General features: G+C 63.0%; 26 protein-coding genes. 15 read left to right on the forward strand and 11 right to left on the reverse strand.

The window, feature by feature from the left end; genetic code table 11:
• Nucleotides 1-139: 139 nt before the first annotated feature.
• The gene (locus GM909_RS14730; RefSeq protein WP_157017150.1) at nucleotides 140-847 is read right to left on the reverse strand and encodes a GntR family transcriptional regulator; all 708 of its coding nucleotides are present in this window, start codon (nucleotides 845-847) and stop codon (nucleotides 140-142) included.
• Between the two features lie 95 nt (nucleotides 848-942).
• Here GM909_RS14730 and tcuA point away from each other — a divergent pair, with 95 nt between their 5' ends.
• The 7 genes from tcuA (at nucleotide 943) to GM909_RS14765 (ending at nucleotide 9,305) form a co-directional block, all read left to right on the forward strand.
• Nucleotides 943-2,424, forward strand: a complete 1,482-nt coding sequence (gene tcuA, locus GM909_RS14735; RefSeq protein ID WP_157017151.1) for an FAD-dependent tricarballylate dehydrogenase TcuA — start codon at nucleotides 943-945, stop codon at nucleotides 2,422-2,424.
• Between the two features lie 267 nt (nucleotides 2,425-2,691).
• Nucleotides 2,692-3,636, forward strand: a complete 945-nt coding sequence (locus GM909_RS14740; protein WP_157017152.1) for an ABC transporter permease — start codon at nucleotides 2,692-2,694, stop codon at nucleotides 3,634-3,636.
• 6 nt (nucleotides 3,637-3,642) lie between these two features.
• Nucleotides 3,643-4,446: an ABC transporter permease gene (locus GM909_RS14745; protein ID WP_157017153.1), complete on the forward strand. Its 804-nt coding sequence runs from the start codon at nucleotides 3,643-3,645 to the stop codon at nucleotides 4,444-4,446.
• A gap of 1 nt (nucleotide 4,447) precedes the next feature.
• Nucleotides 4,448-6,100 carry an ABC transporter ATP-binding protein gene (locus GM909_RS14750; protein WP_157017154.1) on the forward strand — a complete coding sequence of 551 codons (1,653 nt, stop codon included), beginning with the start codon at nucleotides 4,448-4,450 and terminating at the stop codon, nucleotides 6,098-6,100.
• Nucleotides 6,093-7,640 carry an ABC transporter substrate-binding protein gene (locus GM909_RS14755; protein WP_157017155.1) on the forward strand — a complete coding sequence of 516 codons (1,548 nt, stop codon included), beginning with the start codon at nucleotides 6,093-6,095 and terminating at the stop codon, nucleotides 7,638-7,640. Before GM909_RS14750 ends, GM909_RS14755 begins: the two co-directional genes overlap by 8 nt.
• A gap of 62 nt (nucleotides 7,641-7,702) precedes the next feature.
• Nucleotides 7,703-8,515, forward strand: a complete 813-nt coding sequence (locus GM909_RS14760) for a polysaccharide deacetylase family protein (protein WP_235911907.1) — start codon at nucleotides 7,703-7,705, stop codon at nucleotides 8,513-8,515.
• The gene (locus GM909_RS14765; protein ID WP_157017157.1) at nucleotides 8,502-9,305 is read left to right on the forward strand and encodes a polysaccharide deacetylase family protein; all 804 of its coding nucleotides are present in this window, start codon (nucleotides 8,502-8,504) and stop codon (nucleotides 9,303-9,305) included. Before GM909_RS14760 ends, GM909_RS14765 begins: the two co-directional genes overlap by 14 nt.
• 58 nt (nucleotides 9,306-9,363) lie before the next feature.
• On the opposite strand, the gene GM909_RS14770 is transcribed toward GM909_RS14765, so the two are convergent.
• Both GM909_RS14770 and GM909_RS14775 read right to left on the reverse strand, forming a co-directional pair.
• Complete coding sequence (locus GM909_RS14770; protein ID WP_157017158.1) at nucleotides 9,364-9,987, reverse strand: flavin reductase family protein; 624 nt, start codon at nucleotides 9,985-9,987, stop codon at nucleotides 9,364-9,366.
• Between the two features lie 10 nt (nucleotides 9,988-9,997).
• Entirely contained in the window at nucleotides 9,998-11,161 is a 1,164-nt protein-coding gene (locus GM909_RS14775) for a C45 family autoproteolytic acyltransferase/hydolase (RefSeq protein WP_157017159.1), read from the reverse strand.
• 139 nt (nucleotides 11,162-11,300) lie between these two features.
• Here GM909_RS14775 and GM909_RS14780 point away from each other — a divergent pair, with 139 nt between their 5' ends.
• Nucleotides 11,301-12,200, forward strand: a complete 900-nt coding sequence (locus tag GM909_RS14780) for a GntR family transcriptional regulator (RefSeq protein WP_157017160.1) — start codon at nucleotides 11,301-11,303, stop codon at nucleotides 12,198-12,200.
• A 286-nt stretch (nucleotides 12,201-12,486) separates the two neighbouring features.
• Here the strand turns inward: GM909_RS14780 and GM909_RS26390 are convergent, their stop codons facing one another.
• Nucleotides 12,487-12,702, reverse strand: a complete 216-nt coding sequence (locus GM909_RS26390) for a hypothetical protein (protein ID WP_198174262.1) — start codon at nucleotides 12,700-12,702, stop codon at nucleotides 12,487-12,489.
• Between the two features lie 287 nt (nucleotides 12,703-12,989).
• Between GM909_RS26390 and GM909_RS14790 the strand changes: the two genes are divergently transcribed.
• The gene (locus GM909_RS14790) at nucleotides 12,990-13,181 is read left to right on the forward strand and encodes a hypothetical protein (RefSeq protein ID WP_157017161.1); all 192 of its coding nucleotides are present in this window, start codon (nucleotides 12,990-12,992) and stop codon (nucleotides 13,179-13,181) included.
• Between the two features lie 582 nt (nucleotides 13,182-13,763).
• On the opposite strand, the gene nadC is transcribed toward GM909_RS14790, so the two are convergent.
• The 4 genes from nadC to GM909_RS14810 form a co-directional block, all read right to left on the reverse strand.
• Entirely contained in the window at nucleotides 13,764-14,621 is an 858-nt protein-coding gene (gene nadC, locus GM909_RS14795) for a carboxylating nicotinate-nucleotide diphosphorylase (RefSeq protein WP_157017162.1), read from the reverse strand.
• Between the two features lies 1 nt (nucleotide 14,622).
• The gene (locus GM909_RS14800) at nucleotides 14,623-16,170 is read right to left on the reverse strand and encodes an L-aspartate oxidase (RefSeq protein ID WP_157017163.1); all 1,548 of its coding nucleotides are present in this window, start codon (nucleotides 16,168-16,170) and stop codon (nucleotides 14,623-14,625) included.
• Nucleotides 16,167-17,141, reverse strand: coding sequence for a quinolinate synthase NadA (gene nadA / locus GM909_RS14805; RefSeq protein WP_157017165.1), 975 nt, complete (start codon nucleotides 17,139-17,141; stop codon nucleotides 16,167-16,169). The genes GM909_RS14800 and nadA overlap by 4 nt, the downstream gene beginning before the upstream one ends.
• A gap of 65 nt (nucleotides 17,142-17,206) precedes the next feature.
• Nucleotides 17,207-18,151: an NUDIX hydrolase gene (locus tag GM909_RS14810; RefSeq protein WP_157017167.1), complete on the reverse strand. Its 945-nt coding sequence runs from the start codon at nucleotides 18,149-18,151 to the stop codon at nucleotides 17,207-17,209.
• Between the two features lie 202 nt (nucleotides 18,152-18,353).
• Between GM909_RS14810 and panB the strand changes: the two genes are divergently transcribed.
• The 4 genes from panB (at nucleotide 18,354) to GM909_RS14830 (ending at nucleotide 21,224) form a co-directional block, all read left to right on the forward strand.
• Nucleotides 18,354-19,199, forward strand: coding sequence for a 3-methyl-2-oxobutanoate hydroxymethyltransferase (gene panB / locus GM909_RS14815; protein WP_157017169.1), 846 nt, complete (start codon nucleotides 18,354-18,356; stop codon nucleotides 19,197-19,199).
• A complete protein-coding gene (panC, locus tag GM909_RS14820; protein WP_157017171.1) occupies nucleotides 19,196-20,086 on the forward strand; it encodes a pantoate--beta-alanine ligase in 891 nt (296 codons plus the stop codon). The genes panB and panC overlap by 4 nt, the downstream gene beginning before the upstream one ends.
• Nucleotides 20,087-20,232: 146 nt before the next feature.
• Entirely contained in the window at nucleotides 20,233-20,604 is a 372-nt protein-coding gene (locus tag GM909_RS14825; protein WP_157017173.1) for a hypothetical protein, read from the forward strand.
• Nucleotides 20,601-21,224 carry a TetR/AcrR family transcriptional regulator gene (locus GM909_RS14830; RefSeq protein ID WP_157017175.1) on the forward strand — a complete coding sequence of 208 codons (624 nt, stop codon included), beginning with the start codon at nucleotides 20,601-20,603 and terminating at the stop codon, nucleotides 21,222-21,224. The genes GM909_RS14825 and GM909_RS14830 overlap by 4 nt, the downstream gene beginning before the upstream one ends.
• Nucleotides 21,225-21,325: 101 nt before the next feature.
• Here GM909_RS14830 and GM909_RS14835 read toward each other — a convergent pair whose 3' ends face one another.
• On the reverse strand, nucleotides 21,326-21,943 hold the full coding sequence (locus GM909_RS14835) for a hypothetical protein (protein ID WP_235911908.1): 618 nt from the start codon (nucleotides 21,941-21,943) through the stop codon (nucleotides 21,326-21,328).
• A 135-nt stretch (nucleotides 21,944-22,078) separates the two neighbouring features.
• Nucleotides 22,079-22,594, reverse strand: a complete 516-nt coding sequence (locus tag GM909_RS14840) for a hypothetical protein (RefSeq protein ID WP_157017177.1) — start codon at nucleotides 22,592-22,594, stop codon at nucleotides 22,079-22,081.
• A gap of 335 nt (nucleotides 22,595-22,929) precedes the next feature.
• On the opposite strand from GM909_RS14840, the gene GM909_RS26290 reads away from it, so the two are divergent.
• Nucleotides 22,930-23,058 (forward strand): hypothetical protein, encoded by a 129-nt coding sequence (locus GM909_RS26290; protein WP_268890776.1) that lies wholly within the window; start codon nucleotides 22,930-22,932, stop codon nucleotides 23,056-23,058.
• Between the two features lie 218 nt (nucleotides 23,059-23,276).
• On the opposite strand, the gene GM909_RS14845 is transcribed toward GM909_RS26290, so the two are convergent.
• The gene (locus GM909_RS14845) at nucleotides 23,277-24,080 is read right to left on the reverse strand and encodes an IclR family transcriptional regulator (protein ID WP_157017179.1); all 804 of its coding nucleotides are present in this window, start codon (nucleotides 24,078-24,080) and stop codon (nucleotides 23,277-23,279) included.
• Nucleotides 24,081-24,219: 139 nt separating this feature from the next.
• Here GM909_RS14845 and GM909_RS14850 point away from each other — a divergent pair, with 139 nt between their 5' ends.
• Complete coding sequence (locus GM909_RS14850; RefSeq protein WP_157017181.1) at nucleotides 24,220-24,894, forward strand: hypothetical protein; 675 nt, start codon at nucleotides 24,220-24,222, stop codon at nucleotides 24,892-24,894.
• Nucleotides 24,895-24,911: the final 17 nt, after the last annotated feature.

The raw sequence follows: 24,911 nt of genomic DNA on the forward strand, positions 1-24,911 counted from the left end.
GTATTTCTACTTATTTTCTGGCCGATTGCAGCACGAAAAACATCAAGGGCGGAGAAAAATGCGGTAATTTTGGGTAAACGCGCGACCAGCCTATTGGCCACGCCGTTGCGCCGCCGTTCTTCGCCGGGAATCCTTGCCCTCATGCTCGCCTGTCTAACGGATCGCGGGGCTGCAACCCGGCTTCCCCCATTATCTCGGCGCGCAGGAATTTGAGGCGCGCGCGTTGCGCGTTGCGGATGTGGTGCCGCGCGGCCTGGTCGGCGGCATCCGCATCGCGGGCCGCGATCGCGGCAATGATGGCCTCATGCTCCTTACGCGCGCTTTGCGGACGATTGCTGAGCGCCAACGTGGTGCCGCCAAGAAGGATCATGGAATCGCGAAGCGCCAGCAGCGTCTTCAAGAGATAGCGGTTGTGACCGGCCCGATAGAGCACGCCATGGAAAACCCTGTTCAGCCGCGCCAGCGCCGCAGCGTCTTCCTCCAGTCCCTCCTCAGCGGCCACCAGTTCCGCAAGTTCCTGTATCTCCGCCTCGGAGGCATGGCGCGCCGCATACCGGGCCGCGGTACCTTCCAGAACCTCTCTCATGTCGTAAAGCTCGATCACGGCCTGATGGTCGAGCTGGGCGATTATAGCACCCTGGTGGGGCACGTGTGCAATCAGCCCCTCGGCCTCCAACCGGCGTAGCGCGTCGCGCACCGGTGTCCGGCTGATGCCGAAGCGCTCGGCAAGCTCGTTCTCGCGCACGCGACTGCCAGGCGCGAGCGCGCCCGCCTCAACCGCACCCTTGATCTGCATGTAGGCCTGTTCGCTGCGCGATCCGGCGCTCTTTCCATTCTCGTCCTGCATCGGGACAAGATGCGCAGAAACGCTGGTGCATGCAATCGTTGCGATGTTGGATACAAGTGTATACAGATGAATTCAAAAAATCTTATGGAGCTGGCATGAACGCGTACGACGTCATTGTGGTTGGGGCAGGTAACGCAGCATTCTGTGCGGCGCACGCCGCGACGGAGCGCGGCGCCCGGGTCGTCGTCCTGGAGCGTGCACCGTTTGTGGAAAACGGAGGCAACAGCCGCTTCACAGCCGGCGCGATCCGGTTCGCCTATGACGGTGTCGACGATTTGCGCACCGTCATGCCCGACCTCGGCGAAGAGGAGATCGCCCGTACCGATTTCGGCACCTACACGCAGGACCAGTTCTTCGACGACATGTTCCGGGTGACGCATTATCGCTCGGATCCGATGCTATGCGAAATGCTGGTACGGCGCAGCTTCGACACCATGAAGTGGATGCAATCGAAAGGTATCCGCTTCCAGCCGATCTATGGACGCCAGGCTTTCCAGGTCGGCGGCAGGTTCAAGTTCTGGGGCGGCCTGACGGTCGAGGCTTGGGGTGGCGGGCCCGGCCTCATCGATGCCCACACCGAGATCGCCCGCAGAAATGGGGTGGAAATCCGCTACGGCTGCCGCGCCACGGAGCTTTTACGCGACGGCGACCGGGTGACGGGCGTGAGGGTTAAGCAAGATGGCGGCTATGAAGACCTCACGGCCGCGTCGGTCGTGCTGGCGTCTGGTGGCTTCCAATCGGATCCCGAGATGCGGACCCGCTATCTCGGTCCCGGTTGGGAGCTGGCGAAGGTCCGCGGCACGCGCTTCAATACCGGCGACGGCATCACTATGGCGCGAGCGATCGGCGCCGCCGCATATGGCAACTGGTCCGGCTGTCATGCCGTGGGATGGGATTTCAACGCCAGCGAGTTCGGCGACCTTGCTGTCGGCGACGGCTTCCAGAAGCACTCCTATCCCTTCGGTGTCATGGTCAATGCCGAGGGTAAGCGCTTCGTCGACGAAGGCGCCGACTTCAGAAACTACACCTACGCCAAATATGGCCGGGTGATCCTCGAGCAGCCAGGCAATTTCGCCTGGCAGATCTTCGACCAGAAGACGCTGCATCTCCTGCGTGACGAGTACCGGATCAAGCAGGTGACGAAAGTCACAGGCAATACGCTCGACGCGCTAGCCGCAAAGCTCGAAGGTGTGGACGCGGCCGCCTTCCTCGAGGAGATCGAGAGCTACAATCGCGCCGTTCGCAACGACATTCCCTTCAATCCGAACGTCAAGGACGGCCGACGCACCGAAGGTCTGGCCGTCAACAAATCGAACTGGGCCCAGGCGATCGACGAGGGGCCGTTCGACGCTTATCAGGTGGGTTGTGGCATCACCTTCACCTTCGGCGGGCTGCGGATCGACGAGACCGGGCGCGTGCTCGACACGGACCTTGCTCCGATCGACGGGCTTTTTGCGGCTGGCGAGTTGGTCGGCGGCATCTTCTATTTCAACTATCCCGGCGGCACGGGGCTGATGGCCGGTTCGGTATTCGGACGTCTGGCCGGCGATTCGGCCGGCCGGAGGGAGTCGAAATGACGACGGCAAGTGTCGTCGTCACCGCAAGGCAGGTGTCCGCATTCCGGGTGGAGCGCGTTTCGACCTGACCGGGTGCATGCGAGGATTGCCGGAGCCCCGGCCGGGGCGGGCAGCATCAAACTGCCGTTGGGATCAAAAATATCGGCGGACGGTTGAAGCCGTCGAAATTGTACTTTATCGTTCATAAAAACAAAAATGCTTTTGCGTGTGACGGGCGGCGCGCAGAGCAGGCGGGCGGTCGACAGGAACCGAGAGGACCTAGAACCTATGGCGCAATTTCTCGTGAAGCGGTTGCTTATGGCGATCCCGACGCTGCTTCTCGTCGCGCTGCTGGTATTCATGCTGGTGCGGCTCATTCCGGGCGATCCTGCGCTGATCCTGCTCGGCGACGGAGCCGACGCCAACTCTGTTGCAGCCATCAATCGGCGCCTCGGGCTCGACCAGCCGCTTCCCGTCCAGTTCTTCATTTGGCTGGGCAATGTGTTCCAGGGCGATCTGGGCAATTCGATCCTGACTGGCGATCCCGTTCTCGCGCTCGTATGGGACCGCTTCCAGCTTTCGGCAACGATCATCCTCCTAGCCGTCGGCACGGCAACTCTGATTGCCGTTCCCGTCGGCATCTTCGCCGCCTGGCGACAGGGCAGTGGGATGGATTTCACTCTCGTTGCGCTCGCCACGCTCGGCCTGTCGATCCCCAGTTTCTGGCTGGGTCTGATGCTCTTGATGCTGTTCGGCATCCAGCTCGGCTGGCTGCCGGTCGTCGGCTATGTCTCCTTCGGTCAAGATGCCAGCCTAGCGATCACCTACCTCGTCCTGCCTGTGCTGACGCTGATCCTTATCGAGGTCGGAGTGCTGACCCGTATGGTCCGGTCCAGCGCCATCGAGGTGCTGCGGCTCGAATATGTCACGCATGCGCGGGCCAAGGGGCTTTCCGAGCGATCGGTGCTGTTCCGGCACGTCCTGCCCAACTCGTTCGCGCCGACATTGACGCTGATCGGCATCGTGCTCGGTACGCTGCTGGGCGGCATCGCGGTCGTGGAAACGGTTTTCACTCTCCCGGGCCTCGGGCGGCTGCTGGTGGAATCGATCTATTCGCGCGACTATCCGGTAGTTCAGGGCTGCCTGCTGATGATCGCGACCGGCTATGTCGTCGTGAACCTGATCGTCGATCTCCTTTATCCGTTCTTCGACCCGCGGGTCACGCTGGAGTAGCCGGTCATGTTCGCACGCCTCAACCTCATTTTCGGTGGCATACTCGGCTCCGTGGTCCTGGGAATGGCGCTGCTGGCGCTGGTCTGGACACCAGCGAGCCCCGTCGCGATCGACCCGATCAACCGACTGTCGGGTCCGATACCGGGGCACCTGTTCGGGACCGACGAATTCGGCCGCGACATACTGAGCCGCATCATGACGGGAGCCTGGACGAGCCTTTCCGTGGCGTTCCTGACGGTGGCCTTCGCCGTCATTTGCGGTTCGGCGATCGGTCTGCTGACCGGCTTCTACCGCGGCTGGTTCGATCGCATCGCCATGCTTCTCAACGATGCGCTTCTGGCCTTCCCGGGCATTCTGCTGGCACTCGGCATCGTCGCCATCATCGGGCCGAGCAAATACGGGATCATCATCGCGCTGGGCATCGCCTATACGCCGAAGGTGATCCGAATCGTGCGCGGCACCGTGTTGTCTTTGCGGCAGAAGGAGTTCGTCGAGGCGTCGCGCGCGCTGGGCAACGGATCGGTGTTCACCATGCTGCGCCACGTCCTGCCCAATTCGTTCGCGCCGATCGCTGTGCTCGCGACATCGTTGTTCGGCTGGGTCATCCTTGCGGAGAGCGCGCTGAGCTTCCTCGGTCTGGGCGTGCCGCCGCCCGCCGCAACATGGGGCAACATGTTGTCGGCGGCGCGCCCGCATCTCAGCACCGCGCCATGGATGTCCATCATTCCCGGTGGCTTCATCGCACTCACCCTGCTTTCCATAAACCTGCTGGGCGACGCGCTGCGCGACTGGCTCGATCCCAGGATGTGAGATGATTTTCAACGCACCACAGCCGACGCTGTCAGTGAGCGACATTCGCATCGGCATGCGTGGCTCCGAACTCATCAAGGGTGTGAGCTTCGACGTGCACCCCGGCCAGGTGGTCGCGCTGGTCGGCGAGTCCGGAAGCGGCAAGACGATGATCGGCCGGGCCGTATTGCGGCTCCTGCCGGATGTCATCCGGCCGACCAGCGGCGACATCCTCTACCACGGTACCTCCATCCTGTCCCTGTCGCAGCGGCGCATGCGCGCGCTGCGCGGCGAGAAGATCGGCATGGTTTTCCAGGAACCGCTGGTCTCGCTGAATCCGGCGATGCGGATCGGCCGACAGATGGCCGAGGCTATGCGCCTTCATACCTCGCTCTCGCCCGCCGAAATCCGCGAAAGATCCATCGCGATGCTGCGACGGATTCAAATTTCCGACCCCGAAGCATGCCTCGCGGCCTACCCTCACCAGTTCTCCGGAGGCATGCGACAGCGCATCATGCTGGCCTCCGTGATGCTGCTGCGCCCCGACCTGCTCATCGCGGACGAGCCGACGACCGCGCTCGACACGCTCAGTCAGCTCGAAGTGCTTGAGACGATGATGGACCTGACTCGCGATGTTGGGACGTCGGTCCTCCTGATCACGCACAATCTGGGTCTCGTCGCGAAATATGCCGACTACGTCGTCGTTCTCAAGCAGGGCGAGGTCGTGGAGGCAGGCCCGACCCGCGACATCCTCGACAATCCGCAGCGCGAATACACTCGCCGGCTGATCGAGTCGGTTCCCACACGCGACCCCCATCAGCCACAGCTCTCACACGACGGTCGCCCATCGATCCTCGAAGCGCGCAATGTCGTCCTGTCCTATGATCAGGGCACGGCCTTATGGGCGCGCCGACCGCGTAAGCAGGTGCTGCGCGATGTGAGCCTCGCGATCGCGCCGGGTGAGATCGTCGCGGTGGTGGGCGGCAGCGGTTCGGGAAAGACGACGCTTGGCCGCGCGATGCTGCGCCTGCAGGACATCGACGCCGGGCAGATCCTCTACAACGGGCAGGACGTCGCGCGGCGGGCGGATCGGCAGCTCGGCGATTTCCGCCGCAAATGCCAGATCGTGTTCCAGGACCCTTTCTCCTCGCTGGACCCGCGCATGCGCGTGGGCGCGATCGTGGCGGAGGCCCTGCGCCATGAACGCGGACTGTCGGCCCGGCAGCGGCGCGAGCGCACCGAGCAGGTGCTCAGCGAGGTCGGCCTGGCCGATTATAGACGACGCTATCCGCACGAATTGTCGGGCGGGCAGCGGCAGCGCGTGGCAATCGCCCGTGCGATCGTCAGCCAGCCTGACGTAATCGTGGCCGACGAGCCGATCTCGGCGCTGGACATGACGATCCAGAAACAGGTGCTCGAACTCTTTGAACGGCTGCAGCGCGAACGAGGCTTTGCCTGCATCTTTATCTCGCACGATCTCGCCGCGGTCCAGCAGGTCGCACAGCGCATCATCGTGATGGAGAACGGCACGATTGTCGAAGAGGGGCCGTGCGACGCGGTGTTCGAGAACCCGCAACACGAATATACGCGGCGACTTCTCGCCGCCTCGCCCATGCTTGCGCGACCATCGGAAACCAGAGGGAACGAAAAAAGAGAGGAACCGGTAAATGAATAGATTGCCTTGCATTTTCGGAACGGTTGCTGCCGCGCTCATGATCGGCGGCAATGTGATAGCGGCCGAGCTCGTATCGGGCTTGGCGGGCGACATGCGCGCCGTCATACCGGCCGGCAGTACCGACGACAGCACGCTGACGGTGCAGCAGCACGTCTATGAAGGACTTGTCACCTGGAAGGAGAACGGCGAAGTCGCACCGATGCTTGCCAAGGACCTTCCGCAGGTCTCCGAAGACGGCCGCTCCTACACGTTCAAGCTGCGCGAAGGCGTGACCTTCCATGACGGCACGCCCCTGACCGCGGAAGCCGTCGCGAAATCCTGGAACTACCTTCTCGAACCCGAGCGCGGCTGGTCCTGCCGTCAATACTTCGACGGGTCCGGCCCCGTCGAAATCGCTAGTGTCGAAGCCTCCGGCGAGCTCGAAGTCACGTTCACGCTGGTGGAGGCGGCGCCTGCGCTGCTGACGCAGATGGCGCGCGCCGACTGCGGCGAGGGCGGCATCATGGCCGAGGCAATCACCTCGACCGACACGCCTCAAAAGCCGATAGGGACCGGCCCCTACATGATCGAAAGCCGTCGTAGCAACCAGGACATCGTGCTGACCCGCTTCGAGGACTACAGCCCGCGCGAGGAGCCGGCCGACGGGTATGCCGGCAAGAAGGAAGCGCTTCTCGACAAGATCACCTTCCTCATCATCCCCGATCCCGCCGCCAACTACTCGGCGCTGCGCGCCGGCGAGATCGACGTTTGGCCAGCCATCGCACTGTCCTATGCCGAAGAGCTGGACGGTCTCGACAGCATCTCCGTCGATTCGGTGAATATCCCCTCGATCAGCACCTTCGCCTTCCAGACCTCCAAAGGGCCCCTTACCGATCCGGCGTTGCGCAAGGCTGTGAACCGTGCCCTGGACCGGAAGGGGATGGTCGACGCCATCGCGATGGGCTACGCGACGCCGAGCGCGTCGGTCATCCCGGTCTCCTCGCAGTTCTTCGATGAGGCCGGATCCGAAGCCCTGTCCTATGATCCGCAGGAGGTTGCCGCGCTTCTGGAGGCGGCCGACTACGATGGGACGGAGATCGTCATCACCACCAACAAGAACTACTCCGTCATGTACGAGACGGGCGTCATGGCGCAGGCCTATCTCGAGGCCGCCGGCATTCGCTCGCGTCTGGAAGTGATCGACTTCGCAACGCAGCTCCCGAACTACTACAGCGGCGACTATCAGATGATGACGTGGAACTATGCGCCTACGCTCGATCCGGCGCTCATCCTCGACCGCGTGACCGGCCCCAAGGCGACCACCGCCTCCAAGATCTGGGACAACCCGCAAGCGCGCGAGCTGGTCGACCGGCTGATCGCGGCACCGATCGGCGAGCGCCAGGCGATTTACGATGAGATCCAGACACTTTATGCGGAGGATGCCCCGATGCTCGTGTGGGCGAGCTCGCAGGCGACTTCGGCCTATTCGGACAAGGTCCAGGGCTATGAAGTCTGGGCCGGCCGCAAGCCGCGCTACTGGGGCGTGACGGTCGAAGAATGAGCGCGCCATTGACATCCGCTCCCAGGGAGCGCGTTCACGCCTGGCCCGGAGGCAGGAAATGTGTGGCCACAATCACCGTCGATTTCGACGGTGATTGCCGCGAGGTCGGCCGCAAGGAGACGCCGCTCGGTCGCAACTCCCACGGCCGCTACTCTGCCAAATGCGGCGTGCCGCGCTATCTCGACATGTGCGACGAGCTCGGCATCAAAGCGACGTATTTCGTGCCTGGATACGATGCCGAGCAGCACCCGGATCTCGTCCGCGAGATCGTCGCGCGGGGGCATGAGGTCGCCGCGCACGGCTATCTCCACGAAGGCTGGGATCCCGGCGAGGCCGAGCCCGAACTCCTGCGCAAGAGCCATGACATCCTGACGCCCCTGATCGGCAAACCGCCCCTCGGCTGGCGCTCGCCCGGCGGCAGCAAGAACGAACAGACTATGCGTACCCTTCTGGAGCTGGGTTACATCTACGATTCCAGTGAGAAGGACTACGACCTGCCCTTCATGGCCGACGTACCCCGCGACACGCCCCGCCGGCTGATGACTCTTCCCAACAACGTGTCCAGCCTGGACGATTATCCGTTTTACCGGGTCAGCTACACGCCGCCTTCCGCAGTGCTCAAGCATTGGATCGAGGAATGGGAAGCGATCCGCACCGAAGGCGGATTCTTCGATCTGACAGTGCATCCGCGTGTGGGATACGGTTCGGGATCGCCCGCCAGGGCCAATGTCGTGCGCAATCTCGTCCGTCACATGCAGGACAGCGGGGACGTGACCTTCGTCACGCTCGAGGAACTCGCTCGCTGGTGCCTCGCGCATGAGGCGCAATGGCAGCGCGACTGGAGGAAGGAGGGCGCGCCAGATGCCCGGCAATGAGAATCGCACATGTCACGTTTCGCTCACCGTCAACCTGCAGGGTATGAGCGTCGACCGCCGCAAGCATGGTGAAGATGCCGCCAAGCATTTCGGCGGCAAGGCCCATGGTCGCTACATGGCGTCCACGGGCGCCGAGCGCCTGTTCTCGATGTTCGACGATCTCGGACTGAAGGCGACGGTGTTCGTGCCGGGCTCCGAGGCCCTCGAGCATCCCGAACTGGTGCAAGCGATCGCCGCTGCGGGACACGAGATCGCGGCGCACGGCTTCGCCCATGAGGATTATGTCGGTGGGGAAGACGAAGCCGCGCTCCTGGCGCGCACGCACGAGATCTTGTCCAACCTGATCGGTGCGGTTCCGAAGGGGTGGCGCGCGCCCACTGGGCTTCTGGAGCGCGCGACGCTCTCGGCGCTCGCCGATCTCGGCTACGTCTACGACGCCAGCAATCAGGACGACGACTTTCCTTATCGGCTGGACGACGACGGCGCGCCCGGCATGATCGAACTGCCTCAGCATGAAATGCTGACCGATCAGGAGCACTACGAGAGGCGCGCCACGCACGATAAGCTCATGAAGTGGTGGCGGGAGGAATTCTTCGCACTCCACGCGGAACGATGCTACGCCCAGATCACCGTCAGCCCGCGCGCGGACTACGGCAGCGGCCGCGCAAGCCGCGTCGCTGCGCTGCGTGGATTCCTGGAAGAGATCCGCAGCCTGGACGGCGTGCGGATCGGACCCTGCCGCGACGCGCTCGCCGCCATCGGCACCGGAGACCTGTTCTGTCGTTCATAGCGCGCGGGCGCGATGATCGCCCGCGCGTTTTACGCATCGAGGCGGCCGGCGGAGGCGATCATCCTGCGCCAGCCGGGGCCATGAACGGCCGCTTCATCTCGAACGTGTCGGAGGCCCTGAGATAGAGCGAGGCGAAGATGCGACCGACGGGGCGGTAGGCCTCGATGTCGACACGCAGCGTCTCGGGATCGAGAAGCCCGTCGCGGATGTGCATCGAGACGATCTCGCCTATGATGATGCACCGATCGGGTACGGTGCCGAGGCACTCCAAAAGCCGGCACTCGAATGAAACCGGGCTTTCCGTGATTCGTGGCGGATTGATGACGTTGCTAGCCGTCAGCGTGAGGCCGGCGAGGTCAACCTCGCTGACCTCTGGAGGACAATCGATCGAACACTGGTTCATCGCCTCGGCGGTCGCCTCGTCAACCATGTTGACCACAAATTCGCGCGTCTCGACGATATTGGCGGCCGTGTCCTTCATCGTCCCGTCAGGATTGTTCTTGATGCCCACGGCCACGACCGGCGGGGCCTCGCCGAGGATGTTGAAGAAGCTGAAGGGAGCGGCGTTGTCGATGCCCGCCGCCGAGCGGGAGGATATCAGGGCGATCGGCCGAGGAACGACTGTGGAAGACAGGAGCTTGTACTGGTCCGCCGGCTTGTAGCTCGCGATGTCGATGTCCAAGTAGGCCTCCTCAATTCACGAATGTGGCGGGCGCGCGGTCCGTGTCCGGCGCGGCGATTTCCATGTCGAGTTCGTAGGTCGTGAACTCGGGATAGAGCGCCGGCAGCATCGCCACCGACATGCGACCCTTGGCCGGTTCCATGACTACCATGGCGACGGTGGCCGTGAGGTTGTTGACCATGCTGGGGCGGGGAGGACGGCATACGGACCACGGCGTCTCGAAATCGTCGCGCAACGACTCGATGACATGATCGCGGGTCACCGCCCCCAAATGGGGTACCAGCAATTCGCGGACACGAAGGTCGCGGTAGAGGGAGTCGGGCATGTTGCGGATGCCTCGATCCCTTAGCTTGGACAAGGCGACCGGGCTAACGAAGTGATTGGCGTGGCAAAGCAGGCCATCTTTGGGCAGCACTTGGAAGGTCTCGTCGGGCGCGCATTCGAAATCGATCACGACGCCGTTCGCATGCGCCACCATCATGTTGTTCGCGCAGGATTTGGCCGTCGTATAGACGGTGTGCATGGCCTCGCCGACCCTGGCTTTCTCGAGGACCTTGCGGCGAATGAACGGCAAGGGAACAGCCAGGTTGCGGTAATCGCGATCGCTCTCGAGATAATTCGCGGCGATCGAGACTCCCGCGGCGTTCATCCCGCAGCGGGCGAGTGCGCCGGCCTCCGTGAAGGTCAGGAAATCGGGACCGTCGTCGCGGCGCACACGCAGGACAACGGTCGTCTCCGCGCATTCGGCCTTCCAATCCCAGTTCTGTGCATGGATCAGGTCTCCGTCGCGCGTGGCTCGCGGCAGCACCGCGACGCTGGTGCAGCCATCCGGCTCATCCTTGTCCGCAGACATCCCGTCGCCGCGACGTTCGGCGAGCTTCAGGATCTCGGTGCGTGCATTCAGCAACACGATGGTCGCGGGGTCGACGCTTGCGCCTTCGGCGATCCCTTTCATCTCTTCCACGTAGGCTGGGTCGAAGCCGGCGATCGTCGGTTCGAACTCCTCGGCAATCCGTGCGACCTGCTCCCATCCGATCGACTTGCGGGCCAATTGTTCCACGTAGTGATCGATCCCGCGCTTGACCCGTTCCCGTGCCTGCTCACCATACTGCCGCCCGCGTTCGATCGGGCTGCCGGAGACTTCGATGAGGGGGCTCGCAGTAGGTTTTGTCATTTTGTGAGGGCCTTCAGGTTTGTCGCGCGAACGGGTTTGCATTTGAACTCATCGCGTTGCGCGTCTACCGTGAAGGGCATCGGCAAGCGATTGAGAATTGTTCTTATTGGTAGTATAAAACAATCAGGAGGTAAACCGGATGAGTGCTGGAGCGCGTCTGCAACGTGATCTTGTCAGTGGCATCTGGCGGCTCGTTCACGAGGATGGCCTGCGGCCCGGAGACCGGATCGTGGAAAGCCGACTCGCCGAACGATTGAGGGTTTCACGCACGCCCGTACGCGCCGCCATCGACGCGCTCGCCGCCGAAGGCTACATCGAAAGGCTCAAGAACCGCGGCGTGAGGTTGCTGCACAAGCCGGCAGAAGATGCGGCAAGCGATACCGTCCACGAGCGGGACGAACTCCTGCAGCAGATATCACAGGACAGGAACCTGCAGCGCCTCCCGGACGACGTGACCGAAACACAGATCATGCGGCGTTACGATCTCAGCCGTATCGAAGCCAACCGTATACTCGAACGGTTGTCGGCACTCGGCGTGCTCGAGCGAAAGCTGGGCTACGGCTGGCGATTCCTCGACAGCCTCCAAGACCTGAAGGCCAGGGCGGAGGCCTATGCCTTTCGCATCGTGGTGGAGCCGGCTGCCTTGCTGCAACCCGGCTTCGCCCTGCCGAAGCCCTGGGCCGTGAACATGCGTCGCCGTCACGAACACGTGCTGGCATCGGAGTGGAGCTACGGTTCGAGCATCGGTTTCTTCGAGATGAATGCCGAATTTCATGCGGGTTTGGCCGAGGCTTCCGGAAACCGCTATTTCGCGGACGTGGTGCGCAGGCAGAACCAGCTTCGCCGACTGATCAACTACCAGTGGCGGCACGGGCGCGAGAGGGTTGAAACGAACTGCCGGGAGCATCTCGAAATTCTGAAGAAGCTGGAGGACGGCGACAACGAAATGGCGGCATTGCTCCTGCGCCAGCATATCATGAACGCCAGCAATCTGCCGACTCCTTTCGGCGATGGGAATCCAGACCACAGCGCAAAATAGGAGGCGGGCCACGATGATTGAGCCCGCCAGAACCCGGCCCGAGTATAGGTCAGGCTCCGTAACAGGGAGAAGACGGGCTACGCCGCAGTGAGGCGCGCAAAGCGTGAAGCGAATGGTTGAGCATGCAGTTTCGTGCGAACCCGTCTCCTTGATAATTTGCGTGGACAGGGAAGTTATCAGGCATTTTCCACGACTTCCCCTGGATTGCGCCGGAAAGGGGGTCGGCGCGTCGATGATGGTAGCAATGACAAATCTATGCACGTTATGATAGTCTCGGCGTATGGCTTCAGCGCGGCGACTTATGCGGGAGGATGAGATTCCCGCCTTCGTTCAGGACGTCATTGCTGTCGGTTGCGACATATGCGCGATCGGGTAGGCCTACTATGTCATCGGCGATGCCGATTTGCCGGAGACGGACGACAAGGCCGCGGCCCCGCATCTGCGCTGCATCCATGAACGCTATGGCAAGCGTGATCACCTGTTGCTGCAAATCGTCGCCCATTTGCGGGCCATCGGGCGCTATGTCGACCTGCCGCCGGCAGCGACGTCTCATTAGGGGGGCTGCAAGTTCTGTCTCGGAAATTGGCGAAATGTGCAGCGACTTCACGTGCCCTGAGACGATAGAATTGGCGGTGGCTGTCAGATTGAACCCTATTTGCTCCAAGGCCACGTCTCGGCTCGCCAGGGGCCTCTTTGGGCGAGCCTCTTTTTTGCTCCTTGCCATGCTGGCAAGCGACGGGCGCGTTGTTATAGTGGTGTGTGGGGGCATCGAAGATTTCGAGTGATGCAATGCGTATCGTTCTTGTTGCGGCGACGCTCTCGATCCTGTCGGCAATCCCGCTTTTCGTCGAGGAACTGTTCATGCCAGAGGTCGAGATGCTGGGAGCAGGCATAATCTTCAGCATTGGTCAGGTGGTTGCGGCCGCCCTGTGCCTACCTCAGATCCTGAAATCCTTGCTCCACAACACAGGGACTGACTGACAGCCATTTGGGTCCCTAAATCGCAAACGCTCCGCCAGCGGGCCTTGTTTGGAGTGCACCGAATGTCCTGACCGGCCCCGATTTGCCCTCCTGCAACGAGGGCAATACAGAGCTTATGCTCTCCGACACTCTCCGGATAATGGCGCTATCGCGTACCTGAAGAGGATGCTCGCCACTTTGGGACGTGGCTGGCGTTTATCGCCTGAAAATTGGAGCACTGTTTTAACGGACGGCTGAGGACACTGTGCGAAGCGATGTCGCCCATATCTCAGGTCGCCCATCCCCGTTGGGAAAGCGCGTGTTCGGGTAGAGTGCTGAAGGTTCCGCAAATTCGCTGAGAGTAGGCGGTTACGGTAGGATGGTGATCGCGCGTGGAAAACGATCGTGTTCATAACGTTGATCGCAGAGATCGATAAAGGCGTTCAATCATAACCCGACATACAATGCCGACGTTCACACAGGTCGAGGCAAGCATCCGCGACGCCAACGGAATAGGCTCGGCGCTCCGGAACGTGCGTGCCTAGAAGATCCGCTGCACCTGCTTCTCGCCTTCAGATGGGGCTTATGGTTGATGACGATTGCCTATCCGGTCGCCGCAATATCCAGCCCGATATCGAGGATCGGTGCACTGTGGGTGAGCCAACCGACCGAGATCAAGTCGACTCCAGACGTTGCCACGGCCGGGGCGGTCGCAGCGGTGATGCGGCCGGAGGCTTCGGTGATGGCGCGGCCGCCCACCATGTCCACCGCGCAGGTGAGGTCATCGAGCGCCATGTTGTCGAGCAAAACGGCGTCGACTTCGAGCTCCAGTACCTCTTCGAGCTGGGAAAGCGTGTCGACTTCGACTTCAATCTTGACCATGTGCCCGGCATGAGCGCGCGCCCGCTCGACGGCAGACTGGAGGCCGCCGGCGATTGCGATGTGGTTGTCCTTGATCAGGATGGCATCGTCGAGACCGAAACGGTGGTTCGAGCCGCCGCCAGCACGCACGGCATATTTTTCCAGCGTTCGCAGGCCGGGCGTCGTCTTGCGGGTGCAGACGATCCTTGCCTTGTGCCCCGAGACCGTCGCCACCAGAGTCGCCGTTGCGGTGGCGATGCCGCTCAGGTGGCAGAGGAAGTTAAGGGCCGTGCGCTCGGCGGTGAGCAGGCCGCGCGCGGGACCGCGGACGATGGCGATCGTCTCGTTGGCCACGACCTCGCTTCCGTCCGGGCGCCGAACCTCCACCTCGATCGACGGGTCGATGAGACGGAAGGTGAGGGCCGCGACATCGAGCCCGGCAACAACGCCCGCCTGCCGCGCTGTCAGCACCAGGCTGGTTATGAGATCGGGCGGGACGATCGCATCGCTCGTCACGTCGCCGGCACGGCCGAGGTCCTCCAGGAGAGCGGCACGGACGACGGGCTCGACTATGATTGAGGGAAGGGGTGGCAGTGTCATGTCAGGCGCTCCGTACGAGAATGTGCTTGGTCTCCACCGCAGACTCTTGCGCCGCTTCGAGCGCTTGCTCCAGCGTCAAATGCGAGCGGCGCGCAATGGCGGCTTTGGAAGGAAAGTCGCTGCGGAAGTGGGCGCCGCGGCTCTCGCGCCGCCGCCGGGCTGCCACGGCGACCATCAGCGCAACGAGCGCCGGGTCGGCCTCTGGGGCTTCGCTCACAGCCATCGGAAGGAGGCTGGCCACGGCATCCGTGAGGTCCGGACCATTGCGGACAAGACCGAGCGCGGCCGAGACGATGGGACGCACAAGAGCGGGGTTTGCTGGCGGCAGGAAGCCAACCTGCGTGGGCCTGGAGCGGCCGGCATGGGTGCCGGCGACGCTTTCGGCAACGGCTCGCGCGAACACGGCCCCTTCCAGTAGCGAGTTGCTGGCGAGCCGGTTGGCGCCGTGAAGGCCGGTGCACGCCGCCTCGCCGCAGGCCCAAAGCCCTTCGATAGAGCTGCGGCCGGCGAGATCAACCGCAATCCCGCCCATATGGTAATGGGCGGCGGGGCGGACAGGGATCGGCTCCCGCGCCGGATCGATGCCCGCGGCCTTGCAGAAGGCGGCGATCGCCGGAAAGCGGACGGCAAAAGCAGAGCCCGTTCTTTCTCGGGCATCGAGATAGACGCGGTGGCCTTTAGCGAGATGCCGCGCCACGGCACGCGCCACCACGTCGCGCGGCGCCAGCTCCGCGCCTGCGACGTCGGCGACTATGCGACGGCCCGTCTCGTCGATCAGGGCGGCGCCTTCGCCACGCACGGCCTCGCTGACCAGCGGCATCGGCCGTGACGATGCATCGAGCGCGGTCGGGTGGAATTGGACGAACTCCAGATCGGCAAGCACCGCACCCGCTCGTGCGGCGAGCGCCAGCCCCTGCCCGAATGAGCTTTCCGGGTTGGTTGTGTCGAAGAACAGCCCGCCTATGCCACCGGTCGCAATGATGACGCGGCGGGTGGTAAGGAAGGCCGCGCTGTCGGTAGTGGCGACGACGAGGCCAGCTACCGCCCCGTCCTCCATCGCCAGACGTCGAACTTCCAGGTCTTCGATAACGGTGATCGAGGGCATTCGGCGGACGGCCTGCGTCAGCGCTCGCATCAATTCTCTGCCGGTGCCGTCACCGGCGGCGTGGACAATGCGGCGCCGGCTGTGCGCCGCCTCCAGACCGAGTGAGGGGCGGCCGTCCTCGCTTCGGTCGAAGTCGACGCCGAAACGGATCAGGGCGTCGATCGCCGCCGGTGCGGCGTGCACGACATAGCGAACGACCTCAGCATCGCAGAGCCCGTCGCCGGCCGCAATCGTGTCGGCGGCATGCAGGGAAGGGTCATCATCCGAGCCTAGACTCGCCGCAATGCCGCCCTGGGCGAGCTGGCTAGAGGTTTCGTGGCCGAGCGGTGCCCTGGAGATCAACACCACGGGCTCGGGCGCCAGACGCAGCGCCGTCATGAGCCCCGCCAGTCCGCCGCCGACGATCACTGGCCGGCCGGCGAGTGCCTCGAAGTCGCGGCTCATATGGCGAGCATCCGCTCGACTGCACGCCGCGCGCGCCCGGCCAGTTCCGGATCGATCGTGACCTCGTGCTGGTTCCCCTCAAGCGCTGAGCGGATGTTGGCAAGCGTGATCCGCTTCATGTGCGGGCACAGATTGCACGGGCGGACGAATTCGACGTCGGGATGGGCGACGGCGACATTGTCGCTCATAGAGCATTCCGTCATGAGCACGACGCGCTGCGGTTTTTCTCGACCGACATAGTCCGACATGGCCGCGGTCGAACCGGAGAAGTCGGCTTCCGCCACGACCTCGGGCGGGCATTCGGGATGGGCGAGCACGATGACGCCGGGATTGGCCTCGCGCAATTCGCGGATGTCGGCGGGCATGAAGCGCTCATGCACCTCGCAGTGACCCTGCCAGGCGATGATCTCGACGTCCGTCTCGGCGGCGATGTTCTTCGCCAGATACTCGTCAGGCAGCATGATGACGCGTGGTACGCCCAGCGATTCCACCACCGCCCGCGCATTGCCGGAAGTGCAGCAGATGTCGGACTCCGCCTTTACGGCAGCCGATGTGTTGACATAGGTGACGACCGGTACGTCCGGAAAGCGCCGCCGCATCAGGCGGACGTCGTCGGCCGTAACCGACTCGGCGAGCGAGCAGCCTGCCTCCAGGTCCGGGATCAGTACGGTCTTTTCCGGATTGAGCAGCTTCGCCGTCTCGGCCATGAAATGCACGCCGGCGAGCACGATCACATCCGCCTCGGTTTCGGCGGCCTTGCGGGCGAGTGCCAGACTGTCGCCGACGATGTCGGCCACACAGTGGAAGATCTCCGGCGTCTGATAGTTGTGCGCCAGGATGACGGCATTGCGCCGCCGCTTCAGCGCAAGAATGGCGTCGACATCGTCGGCAAAGAGCTCCCATTCGACCGGCGGGATCACGCGCTTTACCCTGTCGTAGAGTTCGTCCGTTCGCCTCGGGACGTTGAGCATGCCGTTCTCCTATTATGCTCATGTCGAGTATAATAGAGATATGCTTAATTGGAGCATAAGGAAAGTCAAGCCTTCGCGATCGGCAATTTCGTACCTGCGACAGTTCGCTCCATCAGCACGGCCGGGCGGAAGCGAAACAGCTTGGCGGGGCGTCCGCCGGTCTCAGTGGTGGTTTCACCGGTGTCTTCCACCAGTTCCTGCTGCTCGATCAGCCGCCGAAAATTCTGCTTATGGACCAGTCGGCCGGCGAGCGCCTCCACGGTGCGCTGCAACTGCAGCAGCGTGAAGAAGGGCGGCATCAGCTCGAAGACGACCGGGCGGTATTTGATCTTGGTGCGAAGCCTGGCGATTCCCGTCGCCAGAATGCGGCGATGGTCTGCCACCATCTTTCGTCCGAGCGCTGACGGTTCATGTGCGTTGTCGGGGCCGCGCAGCGCCTCGGCTACCAGTCCGGCTTCGTAGAGGAGTTCATAGCGCTGGAGAACGAGTTCGTCGTTCCAGGGGCGGCCGTCGAGCCCGAAGGCGAGCGCGGCACGATGCCAGCGCTCCTCCCTGGAAGCTGTACCGGAATTCTCGGCCCAGTTCTTCAGCCGTGGCGTGAGGGTCTCGGCGATTGCCGGTGGCGGAGCCGCGCGATGGTCCTCCCACGGAAAGTAGCCGTACCAGCTTCCCCAGTCGCGTCTCGGTCGGCCTTCGGCGGAGTCCTCGCGCGCGAGACCGAGATAGCTGATCGATATCGCTCGAAGCGCATGTTCATCGGAAATGCGGTCGCGGTCGGCAAACGTGTAGAGCTGCTCGATATAACCAAGTGGATGTCCTGTCTGCTGTTCCACCCATTCGCGGAGCCCCGCTTGGAGGGAGCGGTGTCCGAGTTCGAACGGGCCGGAGGGCAGGGCGCTCCCTTGCCCGATGGTCAGGACCACCGGCTGGCCGCCGGCCACCGCCGCCACCACGGCGATCAGCTCGACCTTCACCGCGTGGCGCTCATCTTTACCGTGGCTCTGCTTCATACTGTCGTCGTTGTCCTGCCGGCGATGTGTTTCACCACCAGCATGTAGCAGGAGGAGGGGCTGGCCGGAACACCGGCGCGACATCGCGAAAAGGACGTTGCGTCGATGGCCAGGCTCTTGTGCAGTGCAATTTATCCTTCGCACCTGCACAATTCCGTGCGAAAGGACCTGCGGGTACAGCGGACGTAAGGGAAGAGGCGTCATGAGCGCAACGGCAGGAAGCAAGGCTCTCACCCCGCCAGATGTCGCGGCATGCAAGGGTGAGAAACCTCTCGTCTGCCTCACGGCCTATACCACCCCAGTTGCGAGGCTGGTCGATCCGCATTGCGATGTCGTCCTGGTCGGCGACAGTGTCGGCATGGTGCTGCACGGCCTGCAGTCGACGATCGGTGTGACGCTGGACATGATGATGCTGCATGGTAAGGCCGTGCGGCGCGGTCTCGAGCATGCGCTGATGGTCGTCGACATGCCATTCGGCTCCTATGAGGAAAGCCCCGAACAAGCCTTCCGCAATGCCGCTCGCGTGATGGCGGAGACTGGCTGCGCAGCAGTCAAGCTCGAAGGCGGCGAAGCGATGGTCTCTACGATCCGCTTCCTCGCCGCGCGCGGCGTGCCGGTGATGGCCCATGTTGGTCTTACGCCGCAGGCGGTTAACGCCTTCGGCGGCTACAAGGTCCAAGGCAGGGGCGAGGACGCACAACGCATCCGGCACGACGCCTTTGCAGTGGCCGAGGCCGGCGCCTTCGCGGTCGTGCTGGAGAAGGTGCCCGAGGCGCTTGCCCGCCGCATCACGGAGGAGATAGCGATTCCCACGATCGGCATTGGCGCCTCGCCGGCCTGTGACGGCCAGATTCTCGTCGTCGACGACATGCTGGGTCTGTTCGGCGACTTTCGGCCGAAATTCGTCAAGCGCTATGCTGAACTCGGCGAAACTGCGTCAGAAGCAATCGCGTCCTATGCGCGGGAGGTGAGAGAACGCCGATTTCCGGCGGCCGAACATGTCTTTGCCGATGCGCCGGAAACTGTCAAAGGAGGAGAAACCGCATGAGCGTACCCATCGTCCGCACTGTCGCGGAACTGCGCAAGACCGTCGCCGCATGGCGCAAGACGGGCCTGACAGTCGCTGTCGTGCCGACCATGGGCGCTCTGCATGAAGGGCATCTGAGCCTCGTGCGCGCAGCATTGGACCGTGCCGACCGGGTGATCGTGACACTCTTCGTCAACCCAAAACAGTTCAACAGCGCTGCCGACCTTGCCGCCTATCCGCGCACCGAACATGAGGATGCCGCCAAGCTGGCGCCGCTCGGCGCCCACATGCTCTACGCGCCGGACGGGGCGCAAGTCTATCCCGAAGGCTTCGCTACGACAGTATCGGTAAGCGGCGTCAGCGAGGGCCTGTGCAGCGCGCATCGTCCCGGCCATTTCGACGGCATGGCAACCGTGGTCGCGAAGCTTTTTCTACAGACGGGTGCGGATCTCGCCTTCTTCGGCGAGAAGGACTTCCAACAGTTGCACGTCGTGCGCCGGCTCGCCCGTGACCTCGACTTACCCATTGATATTGTCGCCTATCCGACCGTGCGTGAAGCCGATGGTCTGGCGATGTCGTCGCGCAATCTCCGCCTCTCGGCGGCGGAGCGCCAGGCCGCGCCGAAGCTCGCTGAAATCCTGTTCGCGACCGCAGAGCGGCTGACGGCGGGAGAATCGACGGAAAACGTGCTTGCAGAGGCCCGGCAGGCGGTTGTTCAGGCCGGTTATACAAAGGTCGAATACCTCGAATTGCGGGCCGAAGACGACCTTTCGCCGCTCGAGGCAGCGGAGCGCCCCGCGCGTCTGCTGGTGGCCGCATGGCTGGGCGACGTCCGTCTCATTGACAATGCGAGCGTTCAGCCAAGGCAAAGTGCCACGGAAACGCTCGCTCCGGCCACTGCCGCCTGACGCGCGTTCGATTCTGACTTGAGCGCGCAGCGGCATCTGTCGATGCGTCCTGAACCTATGGGCGGGATAACTTCTGCTCTTGACAAATCCGTACGTATCTATACGAAAAATTTTCGTACACATAAATACGGTTTAGGAGGCTTCCGATGGCTGCAACCGGACCGCACGCCCGCGCTCAAGCGGCATTGCTTGCACTCATCATCTTGCAGGTCGTCATGCTGGCCGCGCTTTACACGCAAACTCCGCCGCATCCGCCCAGGGCGATCTCTCTTTTCGCGCTCGGTCCGTTTCTGGGCGCATCCACAGCGATAGCCGCGGCGGCGATGATGCTGGGTGCCACGGCTACGCGACAGGGAATGATCGCCAGCATCCTGGCAGCGGCGTTTGCCCTCATCTCCTTCGGGCCGCAGAAGTGGATCGATCCCGCCATAGGTGAGATCTGGCCGGCGGTGTTCGTGGCCGAGGTCGCTGCCGCCGTCCTCATTGTCGAAGCTTTCTTGCGGAAGCGGGTCGAATGACACCGAAACAGGCCGCCCGACGCGCGCGGATCGAGCAGGCCGCCTATGAGGTGCTCAGCGAGGCGGGCTACAACAGCGCCTCGCTGCTGACCATTGCCAAGCGGGCGTCGGCGTCCAATGAGACGCTCTACAAATGGTATGGCAACAAGCAGGCCCTGTTCCGTTCGTTGGTCGAGGCCAATGCAAGCGAAGCCAAAGTCCTGCTGGAACAGGCACTCGGGGAGGGAAGCGATCCACTTGAGGCATTGGCCAGGCTTGGGCCGGCGCTGCTCGCGCTGGTAACCGGAGGGCGAGCTGTCGCTCTCAATCGGGCGGCAGCCGGCGATGCCAGCGATACGGGCACACTGGGCAAAGCGATCGCCGATGCCGGCCGGGAGACGATTGCGCCATTGCTATCCGCACTGCTGGGTCGGGCACAGCAGGAGGGTTTGATTGCCTGCCGCGACCCGGCGGAGGCAGCGGAGACCTATTTCCACCTCCTGATCGGCGATCTTCAGATCAGACGAGTGATCGGCGTGATTGATGAACTCCCGCAGCAGGAGATCGAGCGCCGTGCGCAGCGGGCGTTTCACCTGTTTCGCAAACTCCATGTGCCGGAAGCGAGTAGGGCTGATCTGTGACCGTTCTGCCGACGACAGAAGACGTTGGACCCACCGAGGCCTATGTCTCAAATGGGTCGAACGCAGACGTTCCACAGATCACCGATCAACACCGGAAGCGACTACTCCACCGGGATCATCAGGTGCTCGTAAGGTGTGCCCGGCCACATGACATAAGGTTGGCTCGTGTCCGGATTTTCCGCTGGGCTTGGGTAGTCCTGCACCATCTCGCCGGCATTGAAGATCATCACGTGTGGCCCGGTGTCGACCCAGTCTGCGCCCTCTGCCGGTCCGCTCGCATGTGGGTCTGCATTGCTCGCATCCGATCCACCTTGCAGCATGTAACCGAAGCCTACCTTGCCGGCCGGCGGCTGGATCTTGCCCATCCACGCCTCGGCCCATTCCATCCCGTTCGCGTCGAGGCACATCGGGTCGTTACCCGGCGAAGCGGGGTTGTCGGGCAGGCAAGTGAAATTACCGGTGCCTTCGCGCACCGTCCTGACGTTCATCTCCTCGTCGAAGGCGATGATCGTCGCGTTACGCGCCACCGCATCAGGTGCCGCGGACATTGCATTCTCGATCAACTCCTCGTCATTCATATCGCCTGCTAGCGCAACGGTTGGAAGGCCAAGTCCGGAAAGACCGCCAATCAGGCAAATTGACCACAAGCGCATTTCATCCTCCCACATCAAGCGTTGGTCGGCGCGAGCGCTGTTATCCGAAATTGGTCCGCTCGCCATGACCGAACGCACCAAACAATCACCATACATTGCAGGCGATCCAACTCCCAGTCAGCTAAAGGATTTAGCTAGGGTGGCACCGACGAGATGACCCCTGAATTTGATATTAGGGGAGCCGAACAAACGTTGGGGTGATCAGCCTGTCAGACGAAGCTGACCGCCCGAGAGCCGACCATCGACCACAGCAGCGCGGACCTGCAGCACGCGGTGCGCACCTTTTGGCGACCAGCGCATCTGCCGGCGCTTGTTCATTCGCGTATTCACAAGGCTATTCACGGTCGACTCGGCGCGTGATGTCGAGATGGGCAGGCCGGCTCGATAACGGCGTCCGTAGTCAACTAAGGCGCTGGTGTTCAGCCCCAAGTAGGTCTCGAGCTCCCGGACGAGCCGTGCAAAACGCCCAATACGGACTCGTCCTTGCCGCCCGTTCAGGACCACGGCGTTGGCGGCCATCTGCCTGATGCCAGGCAGTGTGCGGCGAGCCTCATCGGCATAGCCGTTCCAGATCAGGTGTCGCAGGCGATCGACGTTGAAAGCGGCATAGTCCAGCGGACCCTTGTGCTCCAGATCCGATCCGAGCAGGCCTGCCAACGCCTGCTCGACATGACGCACCCGCATGGAAATGTGAAACCAATCCAGAATGTGCGTCACGGACCCACGTACTGCTGTTCGCACCGCGCCAACGAGCGAGGGATCACCATCGCTGAGTACGATCACCTCGCGGTCGGGGAGCCAACCTTGAGCTCGGAGAGCGTTGCGGATTGTGTCTGGCCGGCTCACCGAGACGTTCGGCGCGACTGCAAAGTGCCGCGCCGGTCGTTCCTTCGCATCGACACACGTCTGGATCGCCCGCCAGATCCCGAAGTATCGGCCGCGGATCGGCGGCAAGGGCAAGGACGGAGCCGCGGTTGGCGTACAGGTACCGTGCCGAACAGGGTTTGGATGACCCGCTGCCGGCGATCGTGAAGAGGACGCGTCAAACCACAATGACAGCATCTGCGATCCAGGGCGGCGCTCTGCTCGATCTGGCCCTCGATCATCCGAAGCTGAAGCTGCAGCAGCAGATCTTTCGCCTCCACAAGCCGAAGACCAAGGTCGTCCGGAACGGGTGCTGACAGGTCGCGGCGGATGGCACCGATTTCGCAGCGCTCGCGAGTCCCGTCGGGTCGACTCGTCTCAATATAGATTGCCCACTCCGTCACCGCCATTGCGCGCTCATCCCAGTTCTGTCGCCAAAGCGCTCATAATCGGATGCAATCGTTACCCCCAAGTTTGTTCCGCTCCCGTCGACGGCGCTGTCAACCGCAGGACGCTAGCGGGCGGCAATGAGTGATCAGCCGAGATTGCCCCACGTGCCCCCCGTCCGCGAGTCCAGCAACGGCGAGGCGTTGCCGAGGAGTGCGAGTTCTCCTGCGGTTGACAGTAAATCGGTGGCACAGGCAAGCATTCGCTCCTCTGTGAACCGAATGGACGGGCCAGCGATCACGACCGCAGCCGTCACGCCTTCGCCACGCCTGCGAACCGGGGCGGCCATTGAACTCATCCCTGGCGCATAGACGTCCCTGATGACGCTGAAACCCAGCTGGCGATGGCGTTGCAGCATCGAGAGCAGCGCCTGAATCGTGGTCGGTGTCCGAGGTCCAAATTCCTTTGGACTTCCCAGTCCCTGCCGGCTTGCGGCCTCGGCTGCGTCCGCGTCGCTCATAGTCATCAGCAGTGCATGACCGGCCGCGCTGCACGAGAGTTTCAGATCTATGCCCATGTCGGGATCATAGAGCACGCCGGAGTTGGGTCCCTGCGCCTTGGCGACAAGCGTAAGCCGCTCCCCGTCGACGATGGCCAGCCGCACCAGTTCACCCGACCGGTCAGCCAGACGCTGAAGGGCCGGCTGGGCGATATCGACCAGCCCGGATTTGCTCAGCCAGTTCAGCCCGAGCGCCGGCAGCTTGGTGGTCAGCCTGTAGTCGCCCTTCTGCCCCTGGCGCACATAGCCGTATCCCGTCAGCTCGATGAGGGTGCGATGGCAGCCGCTTCGCGATTGGTTCAGCTCGGTCGCGATGTCCACGAGCTGGGCGCCCTGCGGCCGGGCCGCGAGATATTCGAGGATGCCAAGCGTCTTGTCGATCGCGCCACTCATGTCCGTACCCTTCCCTTGTGTTTTTAAAAAATGAACGATATACAAAAAATGAAAGCCATAAAAATCATGTAGACGCAAGGCCGAGATTGCTTATTCTTCGGCCGCTGAGACGATTGGTCGACATTGGGAGAGGAGCCGGATGCCTTTGCTCGGGAAAGCAGCCGTTGCCATGTGGTGGAACGTGGCGGAGGAGCATTTGAGCGAGTTCCACGAATGGCATTCCAAGGAACACCTGCCCGAGCGGTTGGCGATTCCAGGCTTCGAGCGCGGATCGCGGTGGCAGCGCGAAAACAGTGGCGCGTTCTTCGTCATCTACGAACTTACCGCTTATGAGGTGCTCGTGTCGGAAGCCTATCGCGCGCGGCTGAACAATCCGACGCGGTGGTCCACGACGATGATGCCTCTGCATCGCGATATGGTGCGCAGCCAGTGCCGCGTCGCGGCCAGCTACGGGCGCGGGCTGGCTACCTTCATGCGCACGATAAGGCTCTCGCCTGAGGACGGTCGTGCGGACCAGCTTGAGCAATACCTGCGGCAAGCCTTGTCGAAGGTGCCCGAACGCTTCGGTGTCACCGGCGCTCATCTGCTGCGGACGGAAACGCCTTCGGCGCCTGCCACCAGGGAACAGCAGATTCGCGGCGCAGATGCGGCTGCTGACTGGATCGTGCTCGTGCCCGGCCACAACGAGGCCGCGCTAAAAGCTGTCTGCTCGGTCGTGCTCGGCCGCGAAGCGTTGCGCGAGAGCGGCGCGGCGGCGGTGGACCATGACGAGCCGTTCCGGCTCGTGCACGCCCTGGTACCGCAGGACGTCTAACCGGGCAGTCCGATCTC

The organism is Mesorhizobium xinjiangense, assembly GCF_009749525.1.
GTDB lineage: Bacteria > Pseudomonadota > Alphaproteobacteria > Rhizobiales > Rhizobiaceae > Mangrovimarina > Mangrovimarina xinjiangensis.